This is a genomic window from Bacillus sp. FSL L8-0654 (genome assembly GCF_038629965.1).
GTDB classification, from domain to species: Bacteria; Bacillota; Bacilli; order Bacillales; family Bacillaceae; genus Bacillus; species Bacillus safensis.
Map to the genome: position 1 here is coordinate 3,089,572 of NZ_CP152026.1, position 19,783 is coordinate 3,109,354.

A 19,783-nucleotide genomic window follows, 5' to 3' on the forward strand; every position below is an offset into this window, starting at 1 on the left:
TCCTTACCTTCCTTCTGTTACTTCAGCTTAATGCCTGTGAAAGGATGTTCATCACGATTTGCAGGGAATTCAAAGTCCTTCACAGCTTTTTGATAAACGGCTGTCTTTTTAAAATAAGAGATTGGCACAATTGCCCCTTGATCCTGTAAAGAGGATAAGACAGACGAATACAGTGCTTTGCGTTTCTTTTCATTTGTTGTGGATGGAATTTCCGTCATTTCTTTGATCAGCTTTTCCTTATTTGGATAGGCTGAAATGGCTTCTTTGAATCCAAAACCATCTGATGAAAGAACGTTCATAAATGTATGCGGATCATACGGCGCTCCGTAGTTGCTAAAGAAGTTCATATCAAACTTATTGGCTTTAAAGCGTTGAACCTGTGTGGCCAAATCCACACCCTCAAGCTTGACGCCGACACCAACGGCTGCCCATTCTGCTTGCAGCGTTTCCGCCATCGCTTTTTGAATCGATTCCGCTGAGTCATACATCATACTAAACTCAAGCTTTTTCCCATCTTTTTCACGAACGGATTTTCCTTTTGGAAGTGTCCAGCCCGCTTCATCCAGCAATGCTTTGGCTTTGTCCACATCATATTTGAAAGACTTCACTTGAATGTGTGACGTATACGGCATGTTAGTCGGCAGGATGTGATCTGCTTCATCCTCTAAACCTGAGGTGACCCCTTCTACCATTGATTTTTTATTGAAGGCATATTGAAGGGCATGACGCACTTTCTCATCTGACAGCTGATCCACTTTTGTGTTCATAACAAGCTGTCTCGTTGCAACAGGCTCTGACATTTTCGTTTCATACTTGCCGCTTGCTTCCAGCTGTTTGTAAGAATCAAGGCTAATGGTTCCTTCTCCGTAAAGTAAATCCACATCACCTTTTTCAAAAGCCATGACTCTCGTTTCCGCATCTGGGATGACCTTTACCTTGATTTCTTTTACCTTTGGTTTTTCTCCCCAATAATGATCGTTTCGTTCGAAAATGGCATAATCATCTTTCTTATATGTTTTTAAAACCCAAGGGCCTGTCCCCACTGGTTTTTTAATTCCTTTTGACGTATCTCCGTTTTTAGGGAAACCTGCTTCACCTAAGAAACGAACTGGACGAACAACGGCTAATTCTTGCACAGTTGGATAATATGGTGCTGTTAATGTGAGTTTAAATGTCTTTTTATCAACGGCTTCTGTCTTTTTGATTTTCTTAATGACACCTAACCAGCTATGTAAATCTTTATTTTTTAATATTGTATCGAAGTTCTTTTTGACAATGTCCGCATTAAATTCAGAGCCGTCTGAGAAAGTCACTCCGTCTCTTAAATGGAACGTATACACCTTGCCATCCTTTGAAACATCCCATGATTTCGCTAATTCAGGTTTCAGCTTACCATTCTTTTGATAGCTGACCAATGGCTCATAAATCATTGATTGCGCAAATAATTGTGACGGGTTGTATACGTGTGGATTCATTTCACCAATATCTCTTGGCCACGCCATTGTGATCATATCAGGATGATCCTTATTGCCTTCTGCTCCATTGTTTGTTTGAGAGCATCCTACTAGTAAAAAGAAAATAAGCAGGAATGGTAACACTGAATTTATTTTAATTTTCGGAAAATTTCTCCAAATAGACATAAGTTGTTCCCCCTAATTGATGCTGATAATCATTTTCATTTTAAGGAGGAAGGAAGCCGTTGTCAATATCATATTTGAAACGAAATGACAATACTTATTCCTATTTATTCCATAAATTGAGGAATTTGATAGAAAGAGAGGCAGGCTGCTTACGAATGAGCAGCCTGTGAAGAGGTAAATGTTTTTTCTCGCAGCATGTCATGGAGTATATGGATGATACGCTCCTGATCTGTATCTGTCATGCTCGTTCCAGACGGAAGACAAAGCCCCCGCTCAAATAACAGCTCAGATACAGGAGTGCCTTTTTCCGCAGTATAAAAAGGGCAATGGCGAAAGAGCGGCTGCTGGTGCAGCGGCTTCCATACACGCCTTGCTTCGATTTGTTCTTTTTCTAAAGCACCAATGATATCTGCTGGAGACAATTGTGTGTCACGATCAATGGTCAATGCCGTCAGCCAGCGGTTGGATTTCGTTTCTTGATATTCTGGCATCAAATGAACACCCTCTACTTCTGATAAAGCGTCCTGATAACGCTGAAAAATGCGGCGCTTTTGTTCAACACGCTCGTCCAGCACTTCCATTTGAGCAATCCCGACTCCTGCTAAGAGGTTGCTCATGCGATAATTGTATCCCCTCTCTTGATGCTCATAGTGCATCGCTTGTTCTCTGGCCTGTGAAGCAAGAAAGCGGCATCGTTCAATCGCAGCTTCATCATCACTCACAAGCATTCCGCCCCCTGATGTTGTAATGATTTTATTTCCATTAAAAGAATAGATACCGAACCTGCCCATTGAGCCGCTTTTTCTTCCTTTATAAAGCGCCCCTAACGATTCAGCGGCATCCTCAATGACTGGTACATTATATGCTTCACACAGAGCCATGATCTCGTCCATTTTTGCGCTTTGTCCATATAAATGGACAACGATGACCGCACGAGGTTTTTTCCCAAGACGTTTTGATTCAAGCAAGGCTTTCTCTAAAGCAAGCGGGCACATATTCCATGTCTCCCTTTCAGAATCAATAAAAACAGGTTCCGCTTGTTCATATAAAATCGGATTTGCCGTTGCAACAAACGTGAGGGTGGAACAAAAGACAATGTCTCCTTTTTGCACATCTATCAGCTTTAAAGCAAGGTGAATCGCTGCTGTTCCTGAAGATAAAGCCGCTCCTGTCTTCACTCCTGCATAGTCCGCCACCGCCTGTTCAAATTCATTCACAAGCGGTCCAAGCGGCGCAATCCAGTTGCTCTTGAAGGCTTCCTCTATTTTGAAAGACTCTTTTCCGCTCATATGCGGAGGAGATAAGTAAATTCGCTTCCTTTCTTTCATCACTTCCCACCTTCTCTCCGATCTTTGATTTCTATTGCAGGAATTCCTACAGCGACCTTCTGATCATGTATATCTCTTGTCACTGTTGCTCCAGCACCAATGACGGACCAGCTTCCAATCGTTATACCCGGTGTCACCACGGCACCAGCCCCAATATGGGCACCTTCCCGCACGGATACACCACCAGTCAGCACCGCGCCTGGTGACAGGTGCACAAACGATTCGAGTATACAGTCATGCTCGGCGATAGATCCTGTATTTATAATCGTATGCTCACCGATGGCTGCATCTGCTTGAACCACTGCCCTTGCCATCACAACAGTCCCCCTTCCAATGACAGATGACGGACTCATGACCGCCTCTGGGTGAATGAGTGTGGCATATGCTGTGTCTTCAAATGAGAGGCGTTCCTTGATGAGCTGTCTGATCTCATTTTGTCCGATCGCAATCAGCCATTTCATATGAGGCATTGTCTCTCTCAGCTGCTCGCTCATGGAGATCGGTCCATACAAAATCCCGCTTTGAGTGACCGTCTCTTCAAATTGATCATCTAATACTGCACATAATGAGTAATCGGCATGTGCAAAAATGAGATCTTGAATGACTTTGCTATGTCCTCCAGCCCCAATTAAACCAATGGTTTGCTTCTTACATATCGGTTCCTTTAAATTTTTCAGCTGTGGCATGATCCGGCTGCTGCACCCCCTCTGTTTTCATGACTTTCAGCAAGGTCATCCATAAAATTTTCATATCGAGCCAAAACGATTGATGCTCGACATACCAAAGGTCATAGGTGAATTTCTCCTCCCAGGAAAGCGTGTTCCGGCCGTTCACCTGTGCCCATCCTGTTATGCCGGGCTTCACAAGATGACGCCTTGCTTGTTCTTCTGTATACATAGGCAAATACTCCATTAAAAGCGGTCTTGGCCCGACAAGACTAAGCTCTCCTTTGAGTACATTGACAAGCTGCGGCAATTCATCAAGACTAAGCTTTCGAATCAAGGCACCGGTTTTTGTTAATCGCAGATGATCTGGCAGCAGCACCCCATGTTCATCGCGTTCATCGGTCATCGTCCGAAATTTATATAGCATAAAAGGCCGGCCATACAAACCAGGCCGCTTCTGCCGAAACACCACAGGCGTTCCAATTTTCCATCTAATCAGTCCATAGATGAGAAGAAAAAGAAGACTGCCTGCGATGAGCAGCGTCAATGCCACCATCACATCTATCATTCTTTTCATCATTGCATCTCCTTTTCATATTAGCGGGAGACCGCATGTTTTACCTTACGCATCAGCTGCATCCGCTCTCGTTTCGTTCCTGCAAACAGATACAAGTAGCCCATATAGAGAATGAAACAAAGCCCTCCAATACAAAACAGCTCCCACCATGAAGTCACGTTATATACCGCCTGAATCCCCGCACAGATGCCCCAAATAAATAGCCCTCCAGCAAGTGGAACCAGTGTATGCTTGTAAAAGATAGTGCGTTTCTGATTCGTGATCCTGGCCGTATAAAATGGCAGAAACACAATATTTTTAATCAATAAAACCATTGCCCCCGCTGATGCAATGCCATATAAACCAAGCTGTAGCAGATGAGTCAATCCATAGGCAAAAAGCACATTAGACACACCTAATATAAGGGTGACAACTGCAGGAACTTTCAATCGATTAAACACGGTCGGCACATATGTGAGCGGTAAAAACATCAAGGTCAAACATAAATAAGCCGCATGAATCATGAGAAGCCATTTCAGCTCCTCAAAAGCAGGCCCAAGCCATAAAAGCATGAGCGGACCAGCGAGACCTCCTAGAAGTGCGGCTGGGAACGCAACAAATAAGCCGCTCCACTTAATGGCGTTTGCAGCATATTGAATGAGTCCCTCTTTGTCCTGATTCGAATAAAATTTCGTGATCGTTGGTGCAAACACAACGGCCAATGTCCCTGCCAGTGTGCGTAATAATAATGGAAACTGTAAAATTGCCGCATATTGGCCCGTCGCTTCCGCTCCAATGAGCAAGTTGGTCATCAATAAATCAATTTGTAAAAACAGCAATATCCCCATTTGCTCAAATGAATGCCAGACCCCTGATCGAACAAGAGTGAGACTAGACGATAATGAGACGTGCCGCCACTTAAACGAAAACCAAGGGATGAGTTTCTTAAAATAATAGATACCGATTCCCATAGCCGCTAAGCTTCCTATGACGGCCGCAAGCGGGATATGCCAAATGGCTGGTGTCGTCCATGTAAACAGGATGACAATCATCAGCGCCCTCAAAAACATTTGAATCGCCTGTCCAATACTTGATACATAGAGCTTATTCGCATAAAACGGAGCAGCCCCAATGCCAGACATGACGAAATTGAGCATAAATAAAAGACCCCCTAAAATAAAGGCGGTCTGTGTGTCTTTTGCGAGTTGAACAGGTACATGAAGCCATTCAACCAGCTGATGAGACACGAAAAGACAAAGCAAAAAGAGACTAATAGATAGTAAAAACGAACTGACGAAATAGGAAGCGAGATAGCGCTGCGCCTTCTCCATCTCTCCTTTATGAGCCGCCACAGAAAAAAATCGCACAACAACCGCACTTAACGAAGCCGTAATGACCGATAAATAGTTGATCATATTTTGCGTCAGATGGATTAAGCCGAATGCTTCCACTCCAAGTGTATGAACAATATAAGGTGTTAAACAAACAGACATAAGCATCATCAGGACAAACGTGATTAAGTTCGCACTGGCATTATAAAGAAACGCTCGATTCATTGTGCTTTCACGCAGCGTTTAAGAGCCCTCATCCAGCTTCCTCTCCCTTTTGACCGCTTGTTTTCATCAGCTGATGAATAGCCTCTTTCACAGCGGCCTCATTTGGTTCTTTTAAAAGGGTCATAAACGGAAGGTGAGCCACCCACTCAAATCCCTCCATCACCTTATGATCAAACGATCTAAGGACAACACACGGTGTATGAGTGATCGCACAAAAGATCATGCCATGCAGACGATCTGTCACGACGACCTGCGCTTGTTTTAACTCCGTCCACAAAGACGTTAACTCCTCTAAGCGAGTTGTTCGATCGACTCGTCTGCCAATTGTCGTTGTGATCAAACCGACTTGATCATATGTCTCTTGGATATGCTGCTGCAGCTGCTGGCGCTCCTCCTTTGTGAGATATGCTTCTTGATCCTCACGCAGACAAAGCAGAACCCCTTCACGTGTTTCATCCTTTGATGATTCATCTAATGACAGCACCATATCAGGCTGTTTCCACACATTTTGATCAGGAAAATGCTGCTTCATCCATTCATAGGTTGTTTGATCTCTTGCCATGAGGAGCAGTCTTGGATGCTGACTATACGTGTGAATGGCACGGCGTTCCTCTCGTTTCCCTCTCTTTGTTTCTGTAAAATGTACAGTAGCAGGCAGCTGGATCATGGGATAGGACTTGAAGGTCTTGATGATAAATTGTCTCGTCCATTCTTCGTACCGGTATAAATCCCCCATATTGCCCCCACCGATCATACAGACGATGTCTTCTGGATGCCGGCTGCGCTTTAGCGGACGGGCAAGGCGATAGATCTCTTTCATGTCCACTTCTATGATGTCATAGGCTGGAAAGTGTTTCTTTAAAAAACAAAAACTCGCATAGGCAATCGCATGATCCCCTAAATTATCATGGCCCGGCAGCAGCGTGAGAATGATTTTCTTCTGATGACTCAGCTCTGGCAGCCTTTGGCGGCTCAGTTTATACTCAAGCGGATATTTGACCTTTAAGAGCAGCCACTCTGCGGTTTTTGCCTTCAATTGCTGCACTGTCAATCCCATCACCCCTATTTCCTTGTCTGATATTCGATCCATTTTTGATAGCTAGAAGCCGCGGCAGAAAGCGGATAAACCAATCGGCACTTCGCAAGAAATAAAATCATTCGCTTTCGTACTGTGAGCTTCGATGGTTCCACTTGTTTGACGGCATGCTGAAAAGCATCATGTGTGACCATTTCACGCATGTGATCAAGCTTTTCCTTAATAGAGAGATCATTTTGGCTCTTCCATTCGTTGAGCATACAATGAAGCGTATGATTGACGATAAAAAAGTCTAATGCCTTCTCATACAGAGAGATGTCATCATGCTCTTTTAAAAAAGAGCGCTGTGCATGATAAAAGGTCAGTCCATGATGAAAATACTGCTTCTGATATCGCTGTACAATAGATGACAGATGAACCCTGTAATAATAAAGAGGCTCATGAACAAAAGCGATACTGCGTGCTAAAGAAAAACAGCGCAGCGTCACATATTGATCTTCAATGTTCTCTAGCTCACCCCGCAGCGGAAATCGAATGTGGTGATTTTCCATAAAGGCACGCCGATACAGCTTATTCCATGAGAATCCAGTCAAGTCTCCGTGTAATAACGCTTTGATTACATCCGTTTTTTCGGCTGAGCGCTTGTCTAACAGCGTCGTTGCTATCGTTCGCTTTGACTGTTCAAATTGAATCCAATACTCGCTCACAACAAGATCTGCCCCGGTCATTTCGGCTTTTTCATACATAGCTTCACAGTAATGAGGAGCGAGAATATCATCTGAATCCACAAAGGCGAGATACGTCCCTTTCGCTTCCTCGATGCCCCGGTTTCTCACAGCGCCTAACCCTTGATTGGATTGATGGATTACCCGGAATCGCTCATCACGCTCAGCAAATGCTTCAAGCCATTCACCGCTGCGGTCGGTCGATCCATCATTGATAAGAATGACTTCTATATCGGAAAAACTTTGATCTGCAATTGATTGAAGACATTGCTCCACATATTGACTCGTATTGTAAACTGCGACCAATAGACTGATAGCTGGCATTACAGCATGCCCCACCTTTCTTCAAATCTACTTATTAAATATCGTTCTATACGGCAAAACCGAGGAATCGAACGGCATCAGCATGATGCTGTACAGAATATAGCAAACAGCAATCCCTACATACATAAACACATTAGACCGCTGATCAAAAATGCGTGTGAAATATGGCAGTAAAATGAGCTGATACAAGCCAAAATAAATATGAAATCTTGCATAAATGACATCCTTCGTTGCAAGGATGCCAAACAAGAAACCAAGCAAACAAAAATTCACAATGTAATCACTCTCAGGTGTCAGCTCACGAAGTCGTTTTCGATAAAAGAAAGCAAGCAGAAGCGGCAAAATCAAGACACCGATTTTTGTCACATTCATTCCATTCGTATTCGTTGTGAGCCATTCCTCGTAATGACCATATGAACTGCCTTGCAGCATCACGACAAACACCGAGACAAAACGATCATAAAGAGCGGTTAAGCCTAAGAACACCAGGCATAAGACCAGCATCATCCAAGACCAAGCTTTTGTTCTCACAATAAAATACACAGGAATCATAATGAGAGCGGATGAATGAAACAATGAACATACAAGGACGAGCGGAAAATACAATTTCAACTGGCCATTGATCACCAACCGGATGGCATAAAAAAGAATCGCTGCCACCATATACTGACGCATGCCATTAAACGACGCATAATAATGAAAGGTCCCAAGAAAAAGCAGCATACTCAGCTCAAATGGACGGCCATATTGAATAAGCGTTTTGATGATAAAAAAATAAGTAATGGCTCCGACTGAGATATACATGATTTGCGGATCATGAGACAGTTGATTAAGCATCCATAAAATAAATGTAAACCCCGGATCCGTTGCGGCCTTATCCACACCGAATCCGAATATATGCCAAGGCTTTTCGTAGTTGATGGAGAACTCATACATCTGGCCATATGTGACAAAATCGGTTCCTACTTTATACCGAATACCAGCTACGATACAAAGAAACAGAAACGGAAAAAACACCAGAAGCTTATTAGGCCGCCATCCGCTTTGAATGGTATCATCACGCCTGCCGTAAAATGCGGCAAAGCTCGACCATAAATAGACCATGATCATGTTCACCAAATAAACTGCCATCTGCCCTTCCTTCCTTACAGTCCATATAGATTCATCACACGTGTAATATTCTGTTTCACATCAAATCCTCTTTGTTCAAGCTGAGAGGTAATGATCTCTTGAAGAGGAGGTTCTGCATGATATGCTTCAAGCACCGCCTGCATCCATTCATGCGCGGAATCTCGCAGGGACATCCTTTTCACAAGCCCGCAGCCTAAATCTACTTCCTCTGTAATATGATCTGAAATCACACAAGGCAGACCAGACGCCTGTGCTTCCACTAATACAAGCGGAAGACCTTCAAACAAGGAAGGCATCACAAATACATCAAATGCTTTCATATACTGTGGAACGTCTGATACGACGCCTGTAAAGACAATGTCCTCCATCAAGCCTGCCTTCTCTGCATACGATTCGACTACTTGCTTCAGCGGTCCATCTCCTACGAGGACAAGCTGAAATGAAACCCCTTGCTTCTTTAAGGTCTGTGCCAGCTCCATAAAAAAAACATGATTTTTTTGCTCATGGAACCGCCCAATATGACCGATGACCATGTTTTTTTCGCGAAGATGGAGCTGCTTTTTCATCTCTGCCTTTTCGTCTGGATCAGGCTGAAAAAAAAGGGATAAGTCTATCCCATTTGGAAGCACCTCAACTTGCCCGTTCTGCATTTTTTTCTGTCCAAATAAAAAGACACCGGCATCCTCGCCGCATGCAACTAGCTGTGTAGAGAATGCAAAGATCAGCTGGCGAAATCCTTTGAGCATCATATGATCCAGCCAGTTTGGCGACTGCTTCCACGCTGTATTATGTGAATGGCAAATGCGCACCTTTACACCCGCTAGTTTGGCAGCAAGTGCGGAAAAACCCGTCTGAAAATCCGTATGTGCATGCACTGCCTGATAGGGCCCTGTTTGCCTAATTGTCTTGGTCAATGTTTTCACAAAAGCAACCGGAGAGGACGCCCCAATACTTGGGACGTAAAAGATGCGTCCCCCAAGCCGGCGAATTTCCTCATCATAATCACAGACGTCCTGCCGGTGAGTAATGAAATCAAATTGAAGGACATTCCTGTCGAGTGCACGATAGATGTTCATAATCATCGTTTCAGCTCCGCCTCGGTTCATTCCGCCCACAATATGAAGCACGCGCTTTGGCTCACTCATCTTGAACCGCCCTCCTCTTCAGCATAGACGCCGACAGCTTCCGGCGATGATAAAGCTTCATGATCTTCGGTGACAAGCAGGCACGGACCACCGGCTTTAGAGCAAATAAATAGTCAAGCGGCGACAGCTTTAATAGCCAGCATGCTTTCAAAACGAGCCAGGCATTATCCATCGAATATCGAAACTTTCGCCGCTGAAAGGCCGCTTCATCCTCTCTCACCAGATATAACGGCTCTTGTAAATTAAAACCTTTCCTCCCAGCAGCAAAAAAGCGGATCCAAAGATCGATATCTTCCATCCGCCTTGTTGTTTTTACAGAACGATAGCCTTGTAAAGCCTTGTAAGCAGAAGCCCTCATCATAATGGTTCCATGACAAAAAGGAGTCCCTCTTGCCAACACCTTCCGATCAGGCTCTGAAACAAGTGCCCGCACACCCTTTGTTCCCGTTTCATCAAAAACCGTCATTGCCGTACCGACCACATCATATTCAGGATATGTATCGAGGAAATGAACCTGTTTTTCTAAACGAACAGGCACTGATAGATCGTCGCCATCCTGCCTTGCAATCAACTCTCCCCTCGCTTCAGCCAGGCAGCGATTGAGACTGGCAGCGAGTCTTTGATTTTGTTGATTACGGATCAGGCGAATTCTTTCAGGATGTCGTTTTGTATAAGACAGCACTTTCTCATAAGTGCCATCTGTTGATGCGTCATCACATATGATGAGCTCCCAGTTTTCATATGTTTGATGAAGAATGGATTCAATGCTTTCTTCTACTGTCTCTTGGCAATTGTAGACGCCCATGATCATAGACACCTTTGGTTTATGCATGCTGTATCACCTTCTCTGCTTGATCCATATAGATTGTATAAATTTCTTCCATTGCACTGACCGTCTGCTCCTGTGCAAATGCATGAGCCATAGAACGTCCCGCTTTCCCCATGAGGGGCAGCTGATCTTTTTTGTCGTAGAGCTGCTGCAAGTAATCAGCTAAACTATTCACATCTTGCGGTTTAACTAAAAAACCATTGACGCCATGTTTGACAAGCTCACAATGTCCTCTATTCTCCGTTGCAATCACAGGTTTTTCTGCCGACATCGCTTCAAGCAGGTTCATGCCGAGCCCTTCTCTCAAGCTGGTGGAAACACATACATCGCTCATATGCATCCATTCCTCTATTTGTTTGCAGAACCCAGCAAAGTGGACATGATTTTCAAGATGGAGCTGGCGGGTAAGCTTTTCATAGTTCGGCCTCATTGTCCCTTCCCCCGCAAACACGATTTTTATATTTGGTATTTTCCTAGACAGCTGCGCACATGCTTTGATGAGCATCCCTTGATTTTTATTCGTATTTAATTCACCAGCACACAGCACGATAAAATCTTCCGAGGAAAAGCCATAGGCTGCGCGAAGGCTCTGCTTCTCTTTTTCATCGACAGGTGCGAACCGCTTCATATCCACACCCATACCGGGCACATAATAAACAGATGTCCGCTCTTTGGATAGACGGTCGGCTCTTTTAAAATCTTCTCCATTAATGGTGATCAGAGCGTCTGTATAGCGGGCTAGAAATCTCTCTATTGGATAATAGAGCAGCCAGTTTTGAAGCGGCGCCCCCTGCCAAAAGTGAAAGCCATGTGCCGTGTAGAGAACCTTCGTTCCTTTTTTGCGCGTACCTTTGGCTGCGAGCCTGCCAATGACACTTCCCATTGGTGTGTGGCAATGGATGAAATCATAGTGCTCTTTTGCTAACAGGTTCTTCAGTTCTACATACGCAAGCCGGTTGCGTACATGAAAAGGAGAGCGCTGAATCGGAATTGAGTGAGCTTGATTCACATAGGGCAGCTTCAGCTGGCCGTTTGCCGCTGTATGCACTTCCCATCCTTGTTCCTGAAACCACCGGAAATACGGAAGATGAAAGGCTTTAAAGTGATAATCAACCGTTGCGCAAAACAAGACTTTTTTCTTCATTGACAAGCGGCTCCTCCTCTCGTTTCATCTGTTCGGACAACATATCATGTGACTCAATGGCAGCAAATAATGCTTGTCTCATCTGCTCTTCGCTCATCATGTCAAATTCATGGATAAAGCGGTTCAGCACATATGGGTCACCATCCAGCGCATGGCCGATATGAATTTTCGGGAAGATTTGCTCCTGTGCTTTTTCATGCTGGTTGAGTAATTCCTCGTACATTTTCTCTCCAGGACGAATGCCTGTGAAAGTGATCGGAATCTGGTCTGTGGTGTAGCCTGAGAGGTGAATGAGGTTTTCTGCGAGGTCCACGATTTTCACTGGCTCCCCCATATCTAAAACAAAAATCTGTCTTCCTTCTGCCAGTGCACCTGCCTGAATCACAAGCCTTGATGCTTCTGGGATGGTCATAAAATATCTTGTCATGGCTGGGTGCGTGACCGTCACCGGCCCGCCTTGCTCGATTTGTTTCTTAAAAATAGGGATGACGCTCCCTCTGCTTCCGAGTACATTTCCAAATCGAACGGCAACAAATTTTGTTTCGCTGCTTGCCCCCATTTGCATGATCAGCATCTCAGCAAACCGCTTTGTGGCTCCCATCACATTGGCAGGGTTGACCGCTTTGTCAGATGAGATGAGGACGAATGTTTCAATGCCGTGCTCGTGTGCGGCTTCTGCGACATTTTTTGTCCCGATAATATTGTTTTTCACAGCTTCTTTCGGACTGATCTCCATGAGCGGGACATGCTTATGTGCCGCAGCATGATAAATCATATCCGGCTGAAATTGACCAACGATTTCACTCATTTTCTGTTTATCTTGAATATCCGCAATTTGTGGATAGAGTCTGATGCTGCCTCCATATAATTCTTTCAGCTCTAGTAAAATAGAATGAATGCTAAATTCTCCATGTCCCACAAGTACAATCGCTTGAGGAGCAAACACACAAATTTGACGGCAGATTTCTGATCCAATTGATCCGCCTGCCCCTGTGACCATGATTGTTTTTCCCTTTAAATGAGCAGATAGACGGCTCGTATCTAATTGAATCGGTTCTCTCCCTAGTAAATCCTCTGGCTGTACATCCCGTAATTGATTCAGCGCATGGGTTCCTTTTAAAATCTGCTCCATTTCCGGCATGATCTGTGTTTTGACTCCGGTCGCGACACATTCCTTATACAGCCCTTTTAAGGTGTGGCTGCTTTTGGACGGAATGGCGATGATGATCTTCTGAATATCCATCATGACGACAGCTGTTTGAATTTGTTCTTTTCCTCCTATGACAGGCAGACCCATAATTTCAAGCCGATGTTTCGTCTTGTCATCATCGATGAAGGCGACTGGCTCAATATGTACATCACTCGATTGCTGAAGCTGACGAACGAGCATGGTCCCCGCTGATCCGGCGCCAATAATTAATGCCCGCTCTTTTTCTGCTTGAAGCCGTTTTGCCCCATCATGAAATAGCCTAGAAGCCATACGAGATGCACCGATGAATAAGATATGAAAAAGCCACACGATGAATAAAAACCGAAATGGCCATGTCTGCACGAAAAGGTACAGCATCGTCATCGAAAATAAAAAAGAACACACAAAGGTCTTCATTAAAGAAAATAACTCTCTTACTCCTGTATAAGCCCATACTTGCTTGTACACATGAAACATGCAGGCAAATATATGGTGCCCAATGAGCAGACTGAGTGAAGAAATGGCGAGCATTTCAAATGTATAAACGGTTAAAGCCGCCTCTTGGACAAATTGAAAACCAAAAAAGACGGCAACTAAGATGAGATATGAATCTAGTGCTACGATGATTGATAATCTTTGGGCGTAAGTCAACGCTCCTCCCCCTTTTTAAAGCATCACTATTCTTACGTAACATGGGCATCAAACCCGTCCTCACATCCCACTACTGATGACGAGCATCTAAGGCACCGGTTATGCCCACAGCAGGATCGAGTGCCTCCATTGTTAAAGATTAGGAGACATCACCTATCAATCTTTTTAATACATATACAGCCTGCCCTTTTTCTCTTTCTTGCCATTTAGCATAGCTCCAAGCAGTTTACTTGTTGTTCCTTCTAATACTTCTTTTGATTTCTTCACAGCAGCAATCTTTGTTTTGCCGCTTAAGACAACGAGAATGCTCCCATCCGTCCGGTTCGCCAAGATCTTTGCATCTGCAACTGGCAGAAGCGGCGTGGAATCAACAATCACCATGTCATATTGCTGTTCAATCTCATAAAATAACTGCTTCATTACAGAAGAGGAGAGCAGCTCAGCTGGATTCGGCGGAATGGTTCCGCTCGGAAGCAGCTCTAAATGCTCAATCGGTGTCGGTAAAATGGCTTCTTCCAAGCTGCAATTATTTAATAGCACATTCGTCAAACCGGTATGATGACTCAAGTCAAAATATTCATGGACGGCCGGCTTTCGCAAATCAGCATCCATGAGCAGCACCCGCTTGTTCTGCTGTGCAAAAACAGCTGCTAAGTTTGCAGCCGTAAATGATTTCCCTTCCTTCGGTAAGGAGGAGGTCACTAATATCGATTTCAGCCTTGTTTGGATCGATGTGAATTCGATGTTTGTTCGGATCGTACGGAATTGTTCCGCAATGACAGAGTGAGGATTTAATACAGAAATACAGGATAAATCTCTCTTTTCTCTTTTCTTCCTCTTAAAGATCAATGTTCTGTCCTCCCGTTATGACGGACTGCTTGTCTTTTTTGGCCCTCCTGTCTGCCTGCATCTGATAGACACTGCCAAGCGACGGCAATCCGATCTCTTCTCTTATTTGATGTGTTCGTTTTACAGTATCATCGAGTAAATTCATTAAGAAAATGAGTGTCATGCCCCCTAATAAAGAGGCGCCTAGTGCCAGAACGATATGAACGAACTTCCTTGAATTCATCAGAATCGTGTTGGACAGCTTGGCTTCAGACAAAACATTAATGCGATCCATATTCATTGTTTTTTTGATTTCTTCTTGCAGCACCTCTGTTGCGGTATTCGCAATGGCGACTGCCTTCGCGCGATCCTCATCTTGTACAGAAATATTGATGACCTCAGACTCATTTTCTGTACTTGTGGCAATTTTGTGTTTTAGTCCTTCTGCTGATTCTGTGAGATGGAGTGTTTCTTTTACTTTTTCAATGACGATTGGGCTTTTTAATAAAACTTGAAAGGTACGTGTATATTGAAGGTTCATCTGAATATCGTTTAAATCTGCTTGTGCGTCATTGCTGCGTTTATGAACAAGAATTTGAGTGGTTGCCTGATATACAGGAGTCGAGACATAGAACTGATAATAGGCTGAAATGCCCGTTACGATCAGGACAATCAGGATCAGAAGGGCCATTTTCTCTTTAATGACAGAAAACAGCTGCTTAAAACCTATATTCTCATTCATAGATACCTCCCGATTTCATCATAAAAAGGTTATATATGGTTTCTTTTTGTTAATGATTGGATTATAAAAGATAATACCCGCAAAGAAAAATGTCATAATAGGTCTTATAGTTCTTTTTAAAGAACGAAATCGTTCGTTTTCTTTTGTTTACTTCCTGATTCTTACGTTTTTGAATTTTATAAAGAACAATTTATTTCTTATAATGAACGAAAAGGTCGCAGAACTATTCGCCGGTGAGAAGGGAGATCATTGATCGAATGATAGGCAAGGTGATACGCATTTACCGAAAGAGAAAAGGATACTCGATTCAGCAGCTGGCTGAGGATGCTCATGTCTCTAAGTCATATTTGAGCAAAATTGAGCGTGGTGTCCACAGAAATCCATCTGTCCAGTTCTTAAAAAAGGTATCCTCTTCACTAGAGATTGATTTACAAGAGCTGTTTGATGCAGAGACGATGATGTTTCATTACGCTGAGGGTGGTGAACACGAATGGCGGGAGCATATCGTAAGTGCCGTCCAATCAGGCATGCCTAAAGAAGAGCTCTATCAGCTGCTCCAAACGTACCGAAAGGAGCAGGAAGAGAAGTCGTTACATGTCACCCATAGAAAGCTGACTGATTCAAATATCGCAGAGTGGAAGCGTCTAATGAGTGAAGCAAAGGCAATTGGCTTAAGCATTGAGGAAGTAAAAGCTTTCCTCAACAACATGGGAGAACGCCGGGCGTAAGCCTTTCAGGAAGAATGATTGCGGGGAGAGGCGTTTGACGCTTCGATGAAAAAGAGCCTTTGATTCATGAAAGGCTCTTTTTTCTGTTATTCTTCTTTTTTTGTTCGTGCTTTTTTCGTTATATCATTGTTTTTCCAATAGGCCCATAGTGATGTAATTCCCAGAAAGGCCAGTGTGATGAATTGCTGAACGCCTTCTTCATCAATAGGAATTGGGCTTTTTCCCGCAGCAGTTAGCGCACTGTTAACAAGCGCCAGTAAAAGCAGCACAAGCCTTGCAATCGTACCTGCACTAATTTTTTGAACCTCCAACTGTAACCCCTCCCTTTCCTCTTCTCACGGGCGGTATTGCTCGTTCTCTCTCATATGTATGCATCAGCCGAATGAATAGAAGAACGAATCAAAAAAAGAGACATCATTCCTATATGCGGAATGATGCCTGATTTCATTAGCTATTTATTTAGAAAACATCTCTTTTGCTTCATCCAATGCCATTTTATTGCCTAGAGCTGAGTAATCGAGCCAAGGCTGATCGGCAATCGGATAGACTTGGTTTTTCTTCACTGCTTTTAGACCCTTCCAAATCGGAGTCTTTTCTAATTGCTTGAATGCCTGCTGCGCTTTATCATCACGGTTGACAACGACAAAGATTGCATCAGCATCATAATCAGGAAGAACCTCTTGAGAAATCACTTCAAATGGGCGCTTGCTGTCCAGCTTTTTCACACCATCGACAGGTGTCAGGCCTAAATCCTCGTATAAAATAGGACCCATTGGGCGCTTCATGCTAAATACGCGAAGCTCCTTTGCTGTCACACGGATCGCCATGACTTTTCCGTTTCCAATCTTTTTCTTGATGAGCGATTTGACCTCTTTTGCTTCTTGATTGTAATTCTTAATATATTGATCCGCTTCTTTTTCTTTATTGACGTGTTTGGCGATTTTTTTCAAATGATCCCGCCATGTGCCATCATTTAAATTAAACACTTCTGTTTTGGCGATCTTCTTATATTTCGATAAGTCTTGACCGGCTAATTCTTCATCAACATAAATGACATCTGGTTGTAACGCAAGCAGTGATTCCATATCTGGATCAGATGCAATGCCGAGCTTCTTCGTCTGACTCAGCTGCTTTTTCGCATGTGGAAGGAAATCTTTTAAGTCTCCTCCTACAACAGAGCCCGCCGGTTTGATACCGAGTGCTAACAAGTCATTTGTTAAATGAATAGACAAGGAAGCAATCTTTGGTGTGCCATTGGTCTTTTCATTTGTTGTATTTTTTGTTTCCTGTTGTCCGCAAGCGGCAAGCAGCAAGAAACAGAGCGTTAATCCAATTACTAGTAGTTTTTTCATGATGAGTTCCTCTTTCATATTTATTTCGTTTTAGTTAATAAATAGAGAAAATACGGGGCACCGATAAAGGCCACGACCACACCCGCCGGTATGGCATTTGGAGCAAAGATGGAACGTCCGATTGTATCGGCACTGACCAAAATCAACAAGCCAAGCAGCGCACTAACTGGTAAAAAATACTGATGCAGTGAACCGACAAGCCTCCTAGCCAAATGCGGGGCGACGAGGCCAATAAAGCCAATACCACCTGTCATTGAAACACTTGCACTCGCGAGGCCTACCACTAAAGTCAAGAGGAGAAGACGTTTACGCTGGACACGTACACCTACACTTGAGGCGACAGCATCTCCTAATGTCAATGCATTGAGCGTGTTCGTCTGCATCAGCGTAAGCGGCACAAGGCATACAATCCAAGGCAGAAGCGCCAGCACATGAATCCAGTCTCTCCCCCATACATTGCCCACAAGCCACCTTGAAGCAAACGTGTATGTATCTTCATCCAGCTTCAATGACAAATATAAGGTGAGTGCACTAAATCCCGCAGCAACCGCAATGCCAACTAAGATCAGCCGGATAGGAACAAGCCCTTCATGCCGGTCATATGCAAGAAGCACGATGACAGCTGCCGCAAGCAGTCCGCCGCCAAACGTAAAGAGCGGAATAAGAAGAGACGGATTGCCTTCAAGTGCGTGAAAATATGTCACAAACACAATTAAGCCAAAGGCTGCCCCTGCATTCAATCCAATAATCCCAGGATCGGCCAGCGGGTTACGGGATAAGCTCTGCAAAATGCCGCCAGCAATGCCAAGACCAATACCAGCTAACATCGTCACCACAATTCGAGGCAGACGATAGTCAAACAGCACCGTTTCACTTTGGAAATCTCCAAAGCCAAATAACGTCTTGACGACCATGACAGGGCTTAGTTTCAGCGTACCGGTATTTAAACTATACAGCACCACAGCCGCACTCAGGCAAAGCAAAACGAGTGTCACGACAAGAGCACGCTGTTTCTCTCTCATGACAGGTTCCTCCCTTCTTTTCTGGCAATGTATAAGAAGAAAGGAACACCAACAAGTGCCACCATCACGCCAATGGCAAGTTCTCTTGGCGGATTGACTGTACGGCTGGCAAGGTCTGCAAAGACAAGCAGCATTGCGCCTAGTATCGCTGACATCGGAATGACGAAACGATAGTCTACACCAACAAGCTTTCGTGCGATATGCGGGATGACGAGACCGACAAACCCAATCGATCCGACTGCTGAAACAGAAACCCCTGCTAATAACACAGCAGCAGTCATTCCTAGTATTCGCACTTGCCGTGTTTTCACCCCTAAATTTGCCGCTGTATCTTCACCGAGCGATAGTAAGGAAAGTGACCGGCCTAATAGCATGGCCCATACGATCACAATCAGAATAACCGGGGCGAGAATCGTCAGCTGCGGCCATTTCACACCAGCTACCCCGCCTGCATACCAAAAAGCCAAATCCTGACTCAGATCAAAATAAATCGCGATCCCAGAGCTGAGCGCATGAAGCAATGCGGCTACAACCGCTCCTGCCACAGTGAGGCGCAGCGGTGTCAATACACCGCCAGCCGCTCCAATCGCAAAGATCAGCAGCGTACTGAGCACAGCACCAATAAAGGAAAAAAACATCAGTGCTGAATAAGGTATTCCCGGGAAAAAAGCAAAACAGAGAGCGACCACAAACATCGCACCGCCATTAATGCCCAAAATCCCCGCATCTGCCAGTGGATTTCTTGTGATGCCCTGCATAAGAGCACCCGCTACGGCAAACGCCGCTCCCACTAGAGCTGCCCCTAAAACACGTGGAAGTCTTAATTCATGGATGATCTGCTGCTCTGTGACATTTGACTGGTAGTCAAATACAGCTGTCCAAACCGTTTGCAGAGACAATGTTTTTGCACCGTATGACACAGCAAAAAACATGGCAGCCGCTAAACCAATGACGGCGAGAAAAAATATCAAAAAGAACAGAATATGTGATGATCGTTTTTGTTGCGGTTTTCGCTTATCCTGCAAAATCGGTGTCATCCTTTTCTTCATTAAAAGTCAGTTTGAAAATGAGAATCATAATCAACAAAATTATAGCCGTCAGCCTCTAAAAAATCAATGTACACCCCTTTTTTTAATTAATGAAGGTATATGCGGAGCATCGGGGTGGGAGGTTCTTTTTGCCGCTCAGTACG

At 44.2% G+C, this 19,783-nt stretch carries 19 protein-coding genes; 1 reads left to right on the forward strand and 18 read right to left on the reverse strand.

Features of this window, described 5'->3' with window-relative positions; translation table 11 throughout:
- Window positions 1-17 precede the first annotated feature (17 nt).
- The 14 genes from nikA to MHH65_RS16120 form a co-directional block, all read right to left on the reverse strand.
- A complete protein-coding gene (nikA, locus tag MHH65_RS16055; protein ID WP_098677541.1) occupies window positions 18-1,640 on the reverse strand; it encodes a nickel ABC transporter substrate-binding protein in 1,623 nt (540 codons plus the stop codon).
- Between the two features lie 149 nt (window positions 1,641-1,789).
- A complete protein-coding gene (locus tag MHH65_RS16060) occupies window positions 1,790-2,968 on the reverse strand; it encodes an aminotransferase class I/II-fold pyridoxal phosphate-dependent enzyme (RefSeq protein ID WP_268412614.1) in 1,179 nt (392 codons plus the stop codon).
- Window positions 2,968-3,654, reverse strand: coding sequence for an acetyltransferase (locus MHH65_RS16065; protein ID WP_268412613.1), 687 nt, complete (start codon window positions 3,652-3,654; stop codon window positions 2,968-2,970). Before MHH65_RS16065 ends, MHH65_RS16060 begins: the two co-directional genes overlap by 1 nt.
- Window positions 3,617-4,210, reverse strand: coding sequence for a sugar transferase (locus tag MHH65_RS16070; RefSeq protein WP_029707401.1), 594 nt, complete (start codon window positions 4,208-4,210; stop codon window positions 3,617-3,619). Before MHH65_RS16070 ends, MHH65_RS16065 begins: the two co-directional genes overlap by 38 nt.
- Window positions 4,211-4,230: 20 nt before the next feature.
- Window positions 4,231-5,745 carry an MATE family efflux transporter gene (locus tag MHH65_RS16075; protein ID WP_024426088.1) on the reverse strand — a complete coding sequence of 505 codons (1,515 nt, stop codon included), beginning with the start codon at window positions 5,743-5,745 and terminating at the stop codon, window positions 4,231-4,233.
- Between the two features lie 28 nt (window positions 5,746-5,773).
- Window positions 5,774-6,796 carry a polysaccharide pyruvyl transferase family protein gene (locus MHH65_RS16080; protein ID WP_231506873.1) on the reverse strand — a complete coding sequence of 341 codons (1,023 nt, stop codon included), beginning with the start codon at window positions 6,794-6,796 and terminating at the stop codon, window positions 5,774-5,776.
- A gap of 11 nt (window positions 6,797-6,807) precedes the next feature.
- Window positions 6,808-7,830 carry a glycosyltransferase gene (locus MHH65_RS16085; protein WP_197202598.1) on the reverse strand — a complete coding sequence of 341 codons (1,023 nt, stop codon included), beginning with the start codon at window positions 7,828-7,830 and terminating at the stop codon, window positions 6,808-6,810.
- Between the two features lie 27 nt (window positions 7,831-7,857).
- Window positions 7,858-8,961, reverse strand: a complete 1,104-nt coding sequence (locus MHH65_RS16090) for an EpsG family protein (RefSeq protein WP_268412612.1) — start codon at window positions 8,959-8,961, stop codon at window positions 7,858-7,860.
- Window positions 8,962-8,975: 14 nt separating this feature from the next.
- A complete protein-coding gene (locus tag MHH65_RS16095; RefSeq protein ID WP_098677535.1) occupies window positions 8,976-10,106 on the reverse strand; it encodes a glycosyltransferase family 1 protein in 1,131 nt (376 codons plus the stop codon).
- Window positions 10,099-10,938, reverse strand: a complete 840-nt coding sequence (locus MHH65_RS16100; RefSeq protein WP_073207494.1) for a glycosyltransferase — start codon at window positions 10,936-10,938, stop codon at window positions 10,099-10,101. The genes MHH65_RS16095 and MHH65_RS16100 overlap by 8 nt, the downstream gene beginning before the upstream one ends.
- The gene (locus MHH65_RS16105; RefSeq protein ID WP_268412610.1) at window positions 10,931-12,079 is read right to left on the reverse strand and encodes a glycosyltransferase family 4 protein; all 1,149 of its coding nucleotides are present in this window, start codon (window positions 12,077-12,079) and stop codon (window positions 10,931-10,933) included. The genes MHH65_RS16100 and MHH65_RS16105 overlap by 8 nt, the downstream gene beginning before the upstream one ends.
- Window positions 12,045-13,919 (reverse strand): nucleoside-diphosphate sugar epimerase/dehydratase, encoded by a 1,875-nt coding sequence (locus MHH65_RS16110; RefSeq protein WP_061110108.1) that lies wholly within the window; start codon window positions 13,917-13,919, stop codon window positions 12,045-12,047. Before MHH65_RS16110 ends, MHH65_RS16105 begins: the two co-directional genes overlap by 35 nt.
- A gap of 165 nt (window positions 13,920-14,084) precedes the next feature.
- Window positions 14,085-14,768 (reverse strand): CpsD/CapB family tyrosine-protein kinase, encoded by a 684-nt coding sequence (locus tag MHH65_RS16115; RefSeq protein WP_024423527.1) that lies wholly within the window; start codon window positions 14,766-14,768, stop codon window positions 14,085-14,087.
- A complete protein-coding gene (locus MHH65_RS16120; RefSeq protein WP_024423528.1) occupies window positions 14,758-15,489 on the reverse strand; it encodes a Wzz/FepE/Etk N-terminal domain-containing protein in 732 nt (243 codons plus the stop codon). Before MHH65_RS16120 ends, MHH65_RS16115 begins: the two co-directional genes overlap by 11 nt.
- Window positions 15,490-15,746: 257 nt before the next feature.
- On the opposite strand from MHH65_RS16120, the gene MHH65_RS16125 reads away from it, so the two are divergent.
- Window positions 15,747-16,217, forward strand: a complete 471-nt coding sequence (locus MHH65_RS16125; protein ID WP_024426096.1) for a helix-turn-helix domain-containing protein — start codon at window positions 15,747-15,749, stop codon at window positions 16,215-16,217.
- Window positions 16,218-16,303: 86 nt separating this feature from the next.
- Here the strand turns inward: MHH65_RS16125 and MHH65_RS16130 are convergent, their stop codons facing one another.
- The 4 genes from MHH65_RS16130 to MHH65_RS16145 all read right to left on the reverse strand — a co-directional run bounded on the left by MHH65_RS16130 (window position 16,304) and on the right by MHH65_RS16145 (window position 19,616).
- Window positions 16,304-16,528 carry a phage holin gene (locus MHH65_RS16130; RefSeq protein WP_024423530.1) on the reverse strand — a complete coding sequence of 75 codons (225 nt, stop codon included), beginning with the start codon at window positions 16,526-16,528 and terminating at the stop codon, window positions 16,304-16,306.
- A 144-nt stretch (window positions 16,529-16,672) separates the two neighbouring features.
- Complete coding sequence (locus MHH65_RS16135; RefSeq protein ID WP_169510663.1) at window positions 16,673-17,572, reverse strand: iron-hydroxamate ABC transporter substrate-binding protein; 900 nt, start codon at window positions 17,570-17,572, stop codon at window positions 16,673-16,675.
- Between the two features lie 17 nt (window positions 17,573-17,589).
- Entirely contained in the window at window positions 17,590-18,591 is a 1,002-nt protein-coding gene (locus tag MHH65_RS16140; protein ID WP_268412609.1) for an iron ABC transporter permease, read from the reverse strand.
- Window positions 18,588-19,616 (reverse strand): iron ABC transporter permease, encoded by a 1,029-nt coding sequence (locus MHH65_RS16145; RefSeq protein ID WP_081372098.1) that lies wholly within the window; start codon window positions 19,614-19,616, stop codon window positions 18,588-18,590. The genes MHH65_RS16140 and MHH65_RS16145 overlap by 4 nt, the downstream gene beginning before the upstream one ends.
- Window positions 19,617-19,783: the final 167 nt, after the last annotated feature.

Coding starts and splice junctions, on each gene's coding strand:
- nikA (WP_098677541.1), bottom strand. CDS start 1,640: ATGTCTATTTGGAGAAATTTTCCGAAAATTAAAATAAATTCAGTGTTA.
- MHH65_RS16060 (WP_268412614.1), bottom strand. CDS start 2,968: ATGAAAGAAAGGAAGCGAATTTACTTATCTCCTCCGCATATGAGCGGA.
- MHH65_RS16065 (WP_268412613.1), bottom strand. CDS start 3,654: ATGCCACAGCTGAAAAATTTAAAGGAACCGATATGTAAGAAGCAAACC.
- MHH65_RS16070 (WP_029707401.1), bottom strand. CDS start 4,210: ATGAAAAGAATGATAGATGTGATGGTGGCATTGACGCTGCTCATCGCA.
- MHH65_RS16075 (WP_024426088.1), bottom strand. CDS start 5,745: ATGAATCGAGCGTTTCTTTATAATGCCAGTGCGAACTTAATCACGTTT.
- MHH65_RS16085 (WP_197202598.1), bottom strand. CDS start 7,830: ATGCCAGCTATCAGTCTATTGGTCGCAGTTTACAATACGAGTCAATAT.
- MHH65_RS16090 (WP_268412612.1), bottom strand. CDS start 8,961: ATGGCAGTTTATTTGGTGAACATGATCATGGTCTATTTATGGTCGAGC.
- MHH65_RS16095 (WP_098677535.1), bottom strand. CDS start 10,106: ATGAGTGAGCCAAAGCGCGTGCTTCATATTGTGGGCGGAATGAACCGA.
- MHH65_RS16100 (WP_073207494.1), bottom strand. CDS start 10,938: ATGCATAAACCAAAGGTGTCTATGATCATGGGCGTCTACAATTGCCAA.
- MHH65_RS16105 (WP_268412610.1), bottom strand. CDS start 12,079: ATGAAGAAAAAAGTCTTGTTTTGCGCAACGGTTGATTATCACTTTAAA.
- MHH65_RS16120 (WP_024423528.1), bottom strand. CDS start 15,489: ATGAATGAGAATATAGGTTTTAAGCAGCTGTTTTCTGTCATTAAAGAG.
- MHH65_RS16125 (WP_024426096.1), top strand. CDS start 15,747: ATGATAGGCAAGGTGATACGCATTTACCGAAAGAGAAAAGGATACTCG.
- MHH65_RS16140 (WP_268412609.1), bottom strand. CDS start 18,591: ATGAGAGAGAAACAGCGTGCTCTTGTCGTGACACTCGTTTTGCTTTGC.